The following is a 12,896-nucleotide window of genomic DNA, read 5'->3' as shown; positions in this document are numbered from 1 at the left end:
CACAGAGGTTGACGGTGTGCCATGAAAAAGCCCGCCGAAGCGGGCTTTTCCTGTTACGGGTATCGCTTAACCGCGGCGACGCAGGGCTTCGATGCGGTCTTCCAGCGGCGGGTGGCTCATCAGCAGGCCGGCCAGACCGTTCTTCAGGCCGCCGTTGATGCCGAAGGCGCTCATGGTGCTTGGCATCTGCACTGGCACGCCCTGTTCCGAACGCAAGCGCTGCAGCGCGTTGATCATCGCCCCGGTGCCGGCCAGGCGGGCACCAGCGTCGTCGGCGCGGAATTCGCGTTTGCGCGAGAACCACATGACGATGATGCTGGCGAGGATGCCCAGGATCAGCTCGGCGATGATGGTCGCGATGTAGTAGGCAATGCCCTGGCCTTCTTCGTTCTTGAAGATCACCTTGTCGACGAAGTTACCGAAGATCCGCGCGAAGAACATCACGAAGGTGTTCACCACGCCCTGGACCAGCGCCAGGGTGACCATGTCGCCGTTGGCGACGTGGCCGATCTCGTGGGCCAGCACGGCACGCACTTCATCGGGCGAGAACCGCTCCAGCAGGCCCTGGCTGACCGCGACCAGGGCATCGTTGCGGTTCCAGCCGGTGGCGAAGGCGTTGGCCTCGTAGGCCGGGAAGATACCCACCTCCGGCATCTTGATGCCGGCGTTGCGGGACAGCTCCTCGACGGTCTGCAGCAGCCATTGCTCATGGCGGGTACGCGGCTGGCTGATGATCTGGGTGCCGGTGCTCATCTTCGCCATCCACTTGGAGATGAACAGCGAGATCAGTGAGCCGGCGAAGCCGAACACGGCACAGAACACCAGCAACGAGTCGAGTTTCAGGTCGACCCCGTTAGCCGCCATGATCCCGTTGAAGCCGAACAGGCTCAGGGTGATGCTGGCAACCAGCACGACCGCAAGGTTGGTGGCTACAAACAGCAAAATGCGCATCATGGTTGTTACGTTCTCCTGACGGATGGATATGTAGCGTATGCGGCTATATAAGGTGCGCGCCCCGGTGATTCAACTGATCGACTATTTCAAACTGTGTACGCGTCTGACCGTCGGGCACGCCAATCCAACCCGCGGCCCAGAGCCGCGGGTGGAAAAATCTGACGAGAGGAGTGTCGATACCCGCGTTTTTCCTACACGGGTATGACTGTAGGTTACTGCCGATAGGACTTCAGGAAATTTCCGATACGTCCGATGGCCTGCTCCAGGTCATCGACCCGTGGCAAGGTCACCACGCGGAAGTGGTCCGGGCTTGGCCAGTTGAAGGCGGTACCCTGGACGACCAGCAGTTTTTCCGAAAGCAGCAGATCAAGGACGAATTTCTCGTCGTTGAAGATCGGGCAGACCTTCGGGTCGATCCGCGGGAAGGCATAGAGCGCACCCATTGGCTTGACACAACTGACGCCGGGGATGTCGTTGAGCAGCTCCCAGGTGCGGTTGCGCTGTTCCAGCAGGCGGCCGGCGGGCAGGACCAGGTCGTTGATGCTCTGGTAGCCGCCGAGGGCGGTCTGGATCGCGTGCTGCGACGGCACGTTGGCGCACAGGCGCATGTTGGCCAGGATATCCAGGCCTTCGATGTAGCTCTGGGCGTGCTGCTTGGGCCCGGAGATGATCAGCCAGCCGGAACGGAAGCCGGCGACCCGGTACGACTTGGACAGGCCGTTGAAGGTCAGGCACAGCAGGTCCGGGGCCAGGGAGGCGGTGCTGACGTGCACGGCTTCGTCGTAGAGGATCTTGTCGTAGATCTCGTCGGAGAACACCACCAGGTTGTGCTGGCGTGCCAGCTCGAGCATGCCCAGCAGGACCTCGCGGGAGTACACCGCGCCGGTCGGGTTGTTCGGGTTGATGATCACCAGGGCCTTGGTGTTCGGGGTGATCTTCGCCTTGATGTCTTCCAGGTCAGGGAACCAGTCGGCACCCTCGTCGCACAGGTAGTGCACCGGACGGCCACCGGCCAGGCTCACGGCGGCGGTCCACAGCGGGTAGTCGGGAGCCGGGATCAGCACTTCGTCGCCGTTGTTGAGCAGGGCCTGCATCGACATCACGATCAGCTCGGACACGCCGTTGCCGAGGTAGATGTCCTCGATGCCAACGCCTTCGATCTGCTTCTGCTGGCAGTACTGCATGACGGCCTTGCGCGCGCTGAACAGGCCCTTGGAGTCGCTGTAGCCCTGGGCGGTCGGCAGGTTGCGGATCACGTCCTGGAGAATTTCTTCCGGCGCTTCGAAACCAAAGGGCGCCGGGTTGCCGATGTTCAGCTTGAGGATGCGATGGCCTTCCTCCTCCAGGCGTTTGGCGTGCTTGAGCACCGGGCCGCGAATGTCATAGCAGACATTGGCGAGCTTGTTCGATTTGCTGACCTGCATGATGTGATCCCGATAATGAAGATATCGCCGCCTGCCGCGCCTTTAAAAGGTTTGAAAAGCGGGTAACCCGGGTGCCAGACTGATGTCTGAATTGAGGCGCAATAATACGTCTCGCCCGTGCCGACGAAAAGAAGCAGCACGGGCTTTTTATTTGCCGAGGCCTGCCCATGGAAAAGATTGAGAAAACCCTAGAAGAATGGCGTGCGATGCTCGACCCCGCGCAGTACCAGGTCTGTCGCCTGAAGGGCACTGAACGCCCGTTCAGCGGAAAGTACAATTCGACCAAGACCGATGGCGTCTACCATTGCATCTGCTGCAAGGCGCCGCTGTTCGATTCCCGCGCCAAGTTCGACTCCGGCTGCGGCTGGCCGAGCTTCTACGAGCCGATCGAGGACAGCGCGATGATCGAGATCCGCGACACGTCCCACGGCATGATCCGTACCGAAGTCACCTGCTCGCGCTGCGACGCGCACCTAGGCCATGTGTTTCCCGATGGCCCGCCGCCGACCGGCCTGCGCTACTGCATCAATTCCGTCTGTCTGGAACTGCAACCGCGCTGAAGCGCGGGTTCTCAACAATCAAGGAGTGGCCTATGGCTTTGCTGGAGATTCCCTGCACCACCATCAAGGGCGAACAGAAGACCCTCGCGGACTTTCCGGCCAAGGCGGTGCTGATCGTCAACACCGCCAGCCAGTGCGGCTTCACCCCGCAGTACAAGGGGCTGGAAAAGCTCTGGCAGGATTATCGCGAGCGTGGCCTGGTGGTCCTTGGCTTCCCCTGCAACCAGTTCGGCAAGCAGGAGCCGGGGGATGAAAAGGCCATTTCGCAGTTCTGCGAGCTGAACTTCGGCGTCAGCTTTCCGCTGTTCCGCAAGGTCGACGTCAATGGCCCGGGCGCCCACCCGCTGTTCGTTGAGCTGAAGAAGCGTGCGCCGGGCCTGCTCGGTTCCCAGGGGATCAAGTGGAACTTCACCAAGTTCCTGCTGGACCCGAAGACCGGCAGCGTCAGCCGTTATGCTCCCACCACCAAGCCGGATGCCCTGAGCGCCAGCATCGAAGCGCTGCTCAAGTGATCGGCGGCGAGGCCCAGTGGTCGATCAGGGCCTCCAGTTCCTCGCGCCGGAACGGTTTGGCCAGGTAGTCGTTCATGCCCGCAGCGCGGCAGCGTTCGCGCTCCTCGGGCATGGCATTGGCGGTCAGGGCGACGATCGGCAGGTTCGGCCAGCGTCCGCTCTGGCGGATGCGCCGGCTGGCTTCGTAGCCGTCCATCACCGGCATGTTGCAGTCCATCAGGACCAGATCGAACGGGCCGCCCTCCAGTTGCTCCAGGGCTTCGGCGCCATGGGCGGCAACGCTCACTTCGCAGCCGAGCTTGGCCAGCATGCCCTTGGCCACCAGTTGGTTGACCGGGTTGTCCTCGACCAGCAGGATCCGTCCCCGGCCGGTACTGGCCGGTTTGTCGGTCTGTTCCACTGACGCTCCTTCGTCCACCCGTGCAAGCACCCGGCGCAAGGCCTGGTACAGCGCGCTGCGCGCCAGCGGCCGGGCCTGTTGCTGCAGCGGCGCCAGGCTCGCCGCCTGCTCGCCCGGAAGGAAGTTACCGTAGGCGGTAATCAGCAGGATCGGCGCCTTGCTCGCCGGGCGCAGGGTCAGGACGCAGTCCAGGTCATCGGTGATCAGCAGGTCGGGGCTGTCGCCATCGAGTTGATCGTGGCTATCCAGGCGCTTGTAGTGCAGACCCCAGCGGGGCAGCAGGGTTTGCAACAGCTCGGCCAGGCCGCTCTTGGCATTGCTGATGGCCACCACCTGGCCGCGCAGCGGGTCCGGCATGATCGCCGCGGTATGGGCGGGGAGCGGCAGTTCGGCGCTGAATTGGCTGCCAAAGCCGCTCTCTGAACTGATGCTCAGGCGTCCGTGCATGGCCTCGCAGAGGTTGTTGGTCAGGGTCAGGCCGAGGCCGGTGCCACCGTACTGCCGGGTGATGCCGGCGGCAGCCTGGGTGAAGGGCTGGAAGATACGGGTCTGGGCTTCTGCATCGATGCCGATGCCGGTATCGCAGACATCGATGCGCACGCCACCGTTTTGCGTGGTCAGGCGCACGTCGACACGGCCGAAACGGGTGAACTTGAGGGCATTGGACAGCAGGTTGCTGACGATCTGCCGGACCCGGGTCGGGTCGCCAAGGACCAGGTAGGGAAATTTCGGATCGATCAGGCAGGTCAGTTCGACGTTGGGCGCGGTGTTCTGCGACAACAGGTTGGCGGTGTCCTCCACCAGCGCGCCGAGGTCGAAGGGAATGCGTTCCAGCTCCAGCTGGCCGGCGTCGAACTTGGACAGGTCGAGGATATCGTTGAGCAGTTCCACCAGAACCTTGCCCGAATCGTGGGCAATCGACAGCTGCTGGCGCTGCTCGGTGGTCAGCGGGCTGTCCAGCGACAGGGCGATCATGCCCAGCAGGCCGTTGAGCGGGGTGCGGATCTCGTGGCTCATGTTGGCCAGGAAGGCGGCGCGGGCCTGGGCCATGTCGAGGGCGCGGCGGCGGGCGTCTTCCAGTTCGAGGTTGGACTGGCTGAGGCGATTGTTGCTCGCCTTGAGTTCGTTGGTGCGCGCCGAGACGATGTTTTCCAGTTGGTTGAGGTAATCGGTGAGGCGGTTTTCTGCCGTGCGCCGTTGCTGGATCTCGGTGGCCATGGTGACGAACTGCTGGTTGGCGACCTTGACCAGTACCCCGATTTCGTCGTGTTCGTGGCCGACCGGAAAGGGCAGTTTGCCTTGCTTGCCATTCTGTGGGTCGCTGTGGCTCAGGGCGCTGATGACCCGCACCAGCGGTTTGGTCAGCATCATGTAGAACAGCGCCAGGAGAAGGCCGGTCAGCAGCAGGCTGCGCACGAAGCCGTTCAGCAGGGTGACTTCCGCACGCTTGAGGAAGCGGCTGCCGAAGGCGAAGGTGTCGACGTCGATGTACAGGGTGCCCAGGTACTCGCTGGGCATGTGGCTGAGAAACAGGCGATTGCGGAATTCCCGGGTGTTGCCGAACAGGAAGTCGCTGATCGCCCGGTAGGCGCTTTCCTCGCGGGGGCGCTGCATATCGGCGAGGACCGTGTCGTTGTTATCGATCAGGCGGGCGCGAATGATCGCCGGGGACTGCAGCAGGCCGAGGGTCAGCTCCTGGGCCAGTTCGGCGTCGATGTTATAGGCGATACGCGATGCGGTGTTGTGGCTGATATCCAGCAGGGCCTGCATCTCGCGGTTGATGGAAGCGTCTTCGCTGGCATAATCGATGCCTATCTGGATGAGACTGAGCAAGGTTCCCAGGATGAAGCCGACGAGGACGGTCAACCGGGCTTGCTTGTACGACAGGCGATTGGTGAACTTGATATCCATGGTCCCGAGCCAGTTCCACATTCCATGCGCTGCGCAAGCATAGCCGATCAACCCCGGCTGCTGGCATGTACTGTCACACATTCGGTTCACTCGTTATTGACTGATCTGACCGAGGAATTCTTCGTGGACTCTCGTTTGAATGCGTTTCTCGATCGCGCCGAAAGTGTCCTGGCGCGTCTCGAACCCCTGTTGCCGATGTCTCGCCCGGAGATCGACTGGAGCACGTGCCTGGCTGCGCGCTGGCAGCGTGACGGGCGTAGCGGTTTTCTCCTGCCGCTGGACGTGAGCCTGGACATTCGCCTGTCCGACCTGATCGGGGTGGATCAGCAGCGTGACCAGTTGGGCCGCAATACCCGTCAGTTCCTCGATGGCATGCCGGCCAACCACGCGTTGCTGTGGGGTTCCCGGGGCACCGGCAAATCGTCGCTGGTGCGCGCCTTGCTTGCCGAGTACGCCGGCGCCGGCCTGCGCCTGATCGAGATCGAGCGCGATCACCTGGCCGACCTGCCGCGGGTGGTCGAGCAACTGCACAAGTTGCCGCAGCGCTTCGTGCTGTTCTGCGATGACCTTTCCTTTGAAGCCGGGGAGGGCGATTACCGGGTACTGAAGAGCGTGCTCGACGGTTCCCTGGAGCAGGCGCCGGACAACGTGTTGTTGTACGCCACCTCGAACCGCCGCCATCTGGTGCCGGAAAAGCAAAGCGACAACGAAAACTGGAAGATGGTCGACGGCGAGTTGCATCCCAACGAAGCCGTGGAGGACAAGATTGCCCTGTCCGACCGTTTCGGCTTGTGGCTGTCGTTCTACCCGTTCAGCCAGGAGCATTTCCTCGATGTCGTCGAGCACTGGATCAGCCAGTTGGCCAAGGGCCCGGGGCTGGCCTGGGCGCGCGACGAAGAACTGGACAAGGCCGCGATCCGCTGGGCAACCGGCCGCGGCAACCGTAATGGCCGTTGTGCCTATCAGTTCGCCCGCTACTGGGTCGGACTCAAACTGCTGGAGCAACATAGATGATCGATTTGAATGCGGCGGGCGCCGGCCTGGGTGGTTACGCGCTGCTGGCGGCGCAACTGGAGGCCCTGCTTTCCGGTGAGCGTGATTTCATTGCCAACGCCGCGCAGTTTTCTGCCTTCCTCTATAGCCAGGTCGAGGACTTGAACTGGGCAGGTTTCTATCTCAACCGCGATGGCGAGCTGGTCCTGGGTCCGTTCCAGGGCCAGGTGGCCTGCGTGCGCATCGCCTTCGGGCGTGGCGTGTGCGGCGCAGCGGCGGCGAGCCTGGAGACCCAGCGTGTCGAGGATGTGCATGCATTCCCCGGGCATATCGCCTGCGACAGCGCTTCCAACAGCGAGTTGGTGATTCCGCTGGTCAAGCAAGGCCGGTTGATTGGTGTACTGGATCTGGACAGCCCGAAGCTGGCGCGCTTCGCTGTGGAGGATCAGATGGGGCTGGAGCGCCTGGTGGAGATTTTCCTGCAGGCGACTGACTGCAACTTCTAGCGGCAAGCCATAAGCTTCAAGCTGCAAGAAAAAGCCCGGTTACCGCGGACGGCTTTCTTGCAGCTTGAGGCTTGAAGCTTGTGGCTGGTTGTTCAGTCGTAGATGACCTTCTTCTTCCAGTTCTCTTCCTCGTCCGACTTCAAGCCCTCGGTCAGGGCGTTGACGTCGTCGGCGCTGGGTTCGATGGTGTCGAGGACCATGGCGTTGGCCCGGTTCAGCATCTTCTCCATATATTCCAGCTGCTCGCGATACTGCGCGGGCTCCGGTTGCTTGCGCAGGTACTGCACGCCGCGCTCGAAGGCCAGGCGGGCATGCCCCGGCTGGTTCTGTTGCAGGGCCGCCTGGCCGAGGTTATTGAAGAACTCGATATGCAGCACCACGAGGATGTGGCGGATTTCCTTGACCCAGTACTTGGCTTCGTTGGTGGCCAGGAAACCTTCCTGGCAGGCACGCACCACCTGGCTGTGCAGCGCCTCCAGGAGGAAACGGATGTCCTTGGCCTTGGCTTCGGTCTGGATCGGCGAGGGCGGGTTGGTCACCGGCAGCGATTCGCCCTGGGCGATCAGGGTGTCCAGTTCGCCGATGCGTGCGCGGATGGCATCGTTGCTCTTGTCTAGGGCCAACTGGCGCTGGTTGAGGTTGAGCTCGAGGCGGGTCAGCAGCAGCTTGAGGGCCGGGTTCATCAACTGGCCGGGGAAGGTTTCGGTGATCTCGCCCACGCGACGCAGGCGGTCGGCCAGTTCGACCTTCAGGCGCGCGCGCTCCAGCTTATTGTTCTCGACCACATTGTTCAGGTAGCCGATCACGATCAGCAAGGCGATACCCGCCACTATAAGCAGGGTAATCATTAGTGGTGTCACCGTTCACGCCTCGTCAGTCAGGTATACCGATTGAGTGTAGTGGCTTCCCATTTGCCCGGATAGAGCAGTTTGGCAGAAGCCGGCAGGGGATTGATGGCAATTTGCCGTGAGTCACAGTTGGACAACAGGATCCCCGCTTTTTCTGTGTCGGCATGGCTACTGGAAACAAGAGGGCAGGGGCTGCCCGGAAGTCTGAAAACGCTTCGAAGTCATTGATTTAAATAAATTTCTATTTGGGGGTTGACGACCTCTCAAAGCATCCCTAGAATGCGCGCCACTTGCAGCGTAAAGCACACAGCGAAACGCGGCAGGGAGTGAAAAGTTGTAGCGTGTCCCCTTCGTCTAGTGGCCTAGGACACCGCCCTTTCACGGCGGTAACAGGGGTTCGAGTCCCCTAGGGGACGCCAATGCGGGAATAGCTCAGTTGGTAGAGCACGACCTTGCCAAGGTCGGGGTCGCGAGTTCGAGTCTCGTTTCCCGCTCCAGTTTACAAAGGCTTCGCTTAACGGCGGAGCTTGTAAAAATCCAGTATCGAGGCCCATGCTTCTGATGCCGGTCACTGAAATGAACGAAAGTCGTTTCAGGAAGAGTCCCCTTCGTCTAGTGGCCTAGGACACCGCCCTTTCACGGCGGTAACAGGGGTTCGAGTCCCCTAGGGGACGCCAATATGCGGGAATAGCTCAGTTGGTAGAGCACGACCTTGCCAAGGTCGGGGTCGCGAGTTCGAGTCTCGTTTCCCGCTCCAAATATGGCGCTACTGGATCTTCGGGTCGGGTAGCCAGGAAAAAAGGACCTTCGGGTCCTTTTTTCGTTTCTGCTGAAAAACACAATTCATAAATGCGGCGCGGACCCTGTGGGAGCTGGCTTGCCAGCGATTACGGTAGTGAATTCACCATCGCTATCGCTGGCAAGCCAGCTCCCACAGGGTCCGCGTCGTGCTTTTGCTCAGTTGCTTAGTGCTTGCTGTCCTGCTCGGACATGCTCAGCAACTGCTTCTCCTGGTTCCAGTCGAACGGCTCGTCGTTCTGCTCGGCGGCGTAACGGCGCTCTTCCAGTTCCTGATACAGGTCCAGCTCTTCATCCGGCATGAAGTGCAGGCAGTCACCGCCGAAGAACCACAGCAGGTCCCGCGGTACCAGGTGGGCGATCTGTGGATAACGCTGGATGACCTGGCACATCAGGTCCTGGCCCAGGTACTGGCTTTCCAGTGGATCCTGCGGCAGTTGTTCCAGCAGTTCGTCGAAGCGCTCGAGAAACAGTCCGTGGCTTTCTTCCGGGACCTGCTCGGCTTCGCCCAAGGCGGCGAGGATGCTGCGCAGGTGGTTGAGCAGGACGAGGTGGTAGTCCAGGTGTGCATTGGCCATGCGGGCGATCCTCTAAAGCAAAAACGGGCGCGGGAGTATACGGCTCCCCGCGCCCGATGTCCCGGTCGGATGACGATCAGCGCACCTTGCCGGCGCTCGGCAGCAACTCCTCCTTGGTGAAGGCGTCGACATCGATGACCTTGCGCCGCGCCGCTTCGGCCGCACGTAGTTTCTCCGCCTGCACTGTGTCCAGAGCGCCACTGCGCACCGCCGCGTCGATCAGCGACTCGCCGGCATTCACCGTGAATTCGCCTTTCTTCAAGGCATGGCGCAGGTTCTTGTGGGCCTCGGCGCTGTCAGTCAGCAACGCGCTGGCGTGTTGCAGTGCCCCGACCGGGTCCTGTGGATCGGTCGGGCGATAGCACCCGGCAAGCAAGGCCTCCAGTGCCGGATCTCCAGCGCCGCGACCGATCAAGGTGGCAATCTCCGCGTCCAGCTCGTCGCTCGGCCCGGTGTGCCGGCGCCCGAACGGGAACACGATCACCCGCAGCGCACAGCCGAGCAAGCGGCTGGGGAAGTTGTCGAGCAGACGGTCCAGCGCCTGTTCCGCCTGGCCGAGGCTTTCCTCCATGGCCCAGCGCAGCAGTGGTTGCAGGTGCGAGGGCGAGTTGAGGTCGTGATAGCGCTTGAGTGCTGCCGAACCCAGGTACAGGTAGCTGAGCACATCGCCCAGTCGCGCCGACAGGCGTTCGCGGCGCTTGAGCTCACCGCCCAGCAGCATCATGCACAGGTCGGCAAGCAGGGCGAAGGCCGCAGCCTGGCGGTTCAGCGCACGGAAATAACCCTGGCTCAGCGGATCACCCGGGACTTTCTCGAAATGCCCGAGGCCCAGGCCAAGCACCAGCGTACTGGCCGCGTTCCCTACGGCGAAACCGACGTGCTGCAACAGCAACTGGTCGAACTCCCGCAGCGCCTGGTCACGGTCCTCGCGTCCGGCCAGGGCCATTTCCTTGAGCACGAATGGATGGCAGCGGATCGCGCCCTGACCGAAGATCATCAGGTTGCGCGAAAGGATATTGGCGCCTTCCACGGTGATGAAGATCGGCGCCCCCTGCCAACTGCGCCCCAGGTAGTTGTTCGGGCCCATGATGATGCCCTTGCCGCCGTGGATATCCATGGCGTGCTGGATGCACTCGCGGCCGCGTTCGGTAAGGTGGTACTTGAGGATCGCCGACAGCACCGAGGGTTTCTCGCCCAGGTCCACGGCCTTGGCGGTGAGCAGGCGGGCGCTGTCCATCAGCCAGGCGTTGCCGCCGATGCGTGCCAGGGACTCCTGGATGCCTTCGAACGCCGCCAGCGGCACGTTGAACTGCTCGCGGATCTGCGCGTACTGGCCGCTGACCAGGCTGGTGAACTTGGCCGCCCCGGTGCCCACTGCCGGCAGGGAGATCGAGCGACCCACCGACAGGCAGTTCATCAGCATCATCCAGCCCTTGCCAAGCATCTCCTGGCCGCCGATCAGGTAGTCCAGGGGGATGAACACGTCCTTGCCTTCGTTGGGGCCGTTCATGAAGGCCGCGCCCAGGGGCAGGTGGCGCTTGCCGATCTCGACGCCGGGTGTATCGGTGGGGATCAGCGCCAGGCTGATGCCCAGTTCTTCCTGGTCACCGAGCAGATGTTCCGGGTCATGGGCCTTGAAGGCCAGGCCTAGCAGGGTGGCGACCGGTCCCAGGGTGATATAGCGCTTTTCCCAGTTCAGGCGCAGGCCGATGACTTCCTCGCCTTTCCACTGGCCCTTGCAGATGATCCCGGTGTCCGGCATAGCACCGGCATCGGAGCCGGCCAGCGGTCCGGTCAGGGCGAAACAGGGGATCTCATCGCCGCGGGCCAGGCGCGGCAGGTAATGGTTGCGTTGTTCGTCGGTGCCGTAGTGCAGCAGCAGTTCGGCAGGGCCGAGGGAGTTGGGGACCATCACGGTGGACGCCAGGTCGCCGCTGCGGGTGGCCAGCTTCATTGCCACCTGGGAGTGGGCGTAGGCGGAGAAACCCTTGCCGCCATATTCCTTGGGAATGATCAGGGCGAAGAAGCCGTGGGTCTTGATGTGTTCCCAGGCTTGCGGTGGCAGGTCCATGTCCTGGCCGATCTGCCAGTCGCTGACCATGGCGCAGAGTTCTTCGGTCGGGCCGTCGATGAAGGCCTGTTCTTCCGCAGTCAGTTCGGATTTCGAGTAGCCCAGCAGGGTGTCCCAGTTCGGCCGGCCGCTGAACAGTTCGCCATCCCACCACACCGTGCCGGCATCGATGGCCTCGCGCTCGGTCACCGACATCGGCGGCAGGGTGCGCTGGAACCAGGCGAACAGCGGTGCGCTGAAGAACTTGCGGCGCAGGTCCGGGAGCAGAAGGGGCAGGGCGATGGCCGCGACCACCAGCAGCAGCAGGAAGGTCAGCCAGCCTGGCGCCCGGGAGAAGATACCCATGGCAATCACGTACACCGCCACCACGGCCAGGGCAGGCAGGGCCGGTGTCCGCCGATGGGCGAGCCAGGCGGCCCCGAGTACGAGCACAAGCAACCACAACAGCAACATAGTCTTTCCTCCTGGAAACCTTTCACGTGTCAGGACATCCGTCAGAGCGTAGTTGCTCTGGGCGTAACGGCCTCGTCTGAACAGTGACAGGAGCTTTCCGGAGGAGTTCGGCGGCGATTGCCTGGGCGCCGTGCTGGGGTAGACTGGGCCTCCCTTGCAGGTAACAGGATGTAAAAAATGCTCAAGATCTGGGGTCGGAAAAATTCCAGCAACGTACGCAAAGTGCTGTGGTGCGCGGAAGAGCTGGGGCTGGATTACCAGGCGGTGGATGCCGGCGGTGCCTTTGGCGTGGTCAACGAGCCACATTACCGGGCGCTCAATCCCAATGGCGTGGTGCCGACCATCGAGGATGACGACCTGGTGCTCTGGGAGTCCAACACCATCGTGCGCTACCTGGGCGCCAAGCACGCCCCGGGCACGCCGTGGTACCCGGAGGATCCGGTGGTGCGGGCCAAGGCGGAGAAATGGATGGACTGGACCACCTCGTCCCTGGCCACGCCGTTCCGCCCGCTGTTCTGGGGCATCCTGCGCACGCCGGCGGAGCAGCAGGACTGGGTGGCGATCAACGCCGCGCACAAGTCCTGCGCCAACCTGCTGTCGATCGCCGATGAGGCCCTGGCCTCGCAGCCGTACCTTTCCGGCGCGGAAGTCGGTATGGGTGATATTCCCCTGGGCTGCTTCGTCTACGCCTGGTTCGAGATGCCTATCGAGCGTCCCGAGATGCGCCACCTGCGCGCCTGGTACGAGCGCCTGCGCGAGCGTCCGGCCTATCAGGCCGCGGTGATGACCGCGCTGACCTGATCGCTTCGCCCGGTTCGATAGTTAATATCGATAGTGTTGACTGTACTTGTGTGGCCAAGGCCAGCACCATGGCCACATTACTCGTGA

At 62.4% G+C, this 12,896-nt stretch carries 11 protein-coding genes and 4 tRNA genes; 9 read left to right on the top strand and 6 right to left on the bottom strand.

Translation table 11 applies throughout. The annotated features are described in order from the left end of the window. Positions 1–66: 66 nt before the first annotated feature. The gene (gene htpX / locus AC2CQI_RS12490) at positions 67–954 is read right to left on the bottom strand and encodes a protease HtpX (RefSeq protein WP_075803864.1); all 888 of its coding nucleotides are present in this window, start codon (positions 952–954) and stop codon (positions 67–69) included. Positions 955–1,166: 212 nt separating this feature from the next. Further along, the gene (locus AC2CQI_RS12485) at positions 1,167–2,378 is read right to left on the bottom strand and encodes a pyridoxal phosphate-dependent aminotransferase (RefSeq protein WP_075803865.1); all 1,212 of its coding nucleotides are present in this window, start codon (positions 2,376–2,378) and stop codon (positions 1,167–1,169) included. A 167-nt stretch (positions 2,379–2,545) separates the two neighbouring features. Between AC2CQI_RS12485 and msrB the strand changes: the two genes are divergently transcribed. Both msrB and AC2CQI_RS12475 read left to right on the top strand, forming a co-directional pair. Then, complete coding sequence (gene msrB / locus AC2CQI_RS12480; RefSeq protein WP_484580329.1) at positions 2,546–2,938, top strand: peptide-methionine (R)-S-oxide reductase MsrB; 393 nt, start codon at positions 2,546–2,548, stop codon at positions 2,936–2,938. Between the two features lie 32 nt (positions 2,939–2,970). Continuing rightward, a complete protein-coding gene (locus AC2CQI_RS12475) occupies positions 2,971–3,450 on the top strand; it encodes a glutathione peroxidase (protein WP_075803867.1) in 480 nt (159 codons plus the stop codon). On the opposite strand, the gene AC2CQI_RS12470 is transcribed toward AC2CQI_RS12475, so the two are convergent. Further along, positions 3,443–5,761, bottom strand: a complete 2,319-nt coding sequence (locus tag AC2CQI_RS12470; protein WP_075803868.1) for a hybrid sensor histidine kinase/response regulator — start codon at positions 5,759–5,761, stop codon at positions 3,443–3,445. The genes AC2CQI_RS12475 and AC2CQI_RS12470 overlap by 8 nt on opposite strands. 123 nt (positions 5,762–5,884) lie before the next feature. Here AC2CQI_RS12470 and AC2CQI_RS12465 point away from each other — a divergent pair, with 123 nt between their 5' ends. Both AC2CQI_RS12465 and AC2CQI_RS12460 read left to right on the top strand, forming a co-directional pair. After that, positions 5,885–6,775 (top strand): ATP-binding protein, encoded by an 891-nt coding sequence (locus AC2CQI_RS12465; protein WP_484580328.1) that lies wholly within the window; start codon positions 5,885–5,887, stop codon positions 6,773–6,775. Further along, positions 6,772–7,260: a GAF domain-containing protein gene (locus AC2CQI_RS12460; protein ID WP_484580327.1), complete on the top strand. Its 489-nt coding sequence runs from the start codon at positions 6,772–6,774 to the stop codon at positions 7,258–7,260. The genes AC2CQI_RS12465 and AC2CQI_RS12460 overlap by 4 nt, the downstream gene beginning before the upstream one ends. A gap of 92 nt (positions 7,261–7,352) precedes the next feature. Here the strand turns inward: AC2CQI_RS12460 and AC2CQI_RS12455 are convergent, their stop codons facing one another. Beyond that, positions 7,353–8,120 carry a hypothetical protein gene (locus AC2CQI_RS12455; RefSeq protein ID WP_075803870.1) on the bottom strand — a complete coding sequence of 256 codons (768 nt, stop codon included), beginning with the start codon at positions 8,118–8,120 and terminating at the stop codon, positions 7,353–7,355. A gap of 331 nt (positions 8,121–8,451) precedes the next feature. Between AC2CQI_RS12455 and AC2CQI_RS12450 the strand changes: the two genes are divergently transcribed. From AC2CQI_RS12450 to AC2CQI_RS12435, 4 genes are all read left to right on the top strand, one after another. After that, positions 8,452–8,527, top strand: a tRNA-Glu gene (locus AC2CQI_RS12450). A 2-nt stretch (positions 8,528–8,529) separates the two neighbouring features. Continuing rightward, positions 8,530–8,605: transfer RNA gene (locus AC2CQI_RS12445), tRNA-Gly, on the top strand. A 104-nt stretch (positions 8,606–8,709) separates the two neighbouring features. Then, a tRNA-Glu gene (locus AC2CQI_RS12440) sits at positions 8,710–8,785 on the top strand. Between the two features lie 4 nt (positions 8,786–8,789). Next, positions 8,790–8,865, top strand: a tRNA-Gly gene (locus AC2CQI_RS12435). Positions 8,866–9,073: 208 nt separating this feature from the next. Here AC2CQI_RS12435 and AC2CQI_RS12430 read toward each other — a convergent pair. Further along, positions 9,074–9,484: a PA2817 family protein gene (locus AC2CQI_RS12430; protein ID WP_075803871.1), complete on the bottom strand. Its 411-nt coding sequence runs from the start codon at positions 9,482–9,484 to the stop codon at positions 9,074–9,076. Between the two features lie 76 nt (positions 9,485–9,560). After that, entirely contained in the window at positions 9,561–12,008 is a 2,448-nt protein-coding gene (locus tag AC2CQI_RS12425) for an acyl-CoA dehydrogenase (protein WP_484580326.1), read from the bottom strand. Positions 12,009–12,185: 177 nt separating this feature from the next. On the opposite strand from AC2CQI_RS12425, the gene AC2CQI_RS12420 reads away from it, so the two are divergent. Next, a complete protein-coding gene (locus tag AC2CQI_RS12420; protein ID WP_484580325.1) occupies positions 12,186–12,809 on the top strand; it encodes a glutathione S-transferase family protein in 624 nt (207 codons plus the stop codon). Positions 12,810–12,896: the final 87 nt, after the last annotated feature.

The sequence above is a fragment of the Pseudomonas sp. P2S-1 genome (genome assembly GCF_057197725.1).
This window is presented reverse-complemented; position numbering and strand designations above follow the sequence as displayed.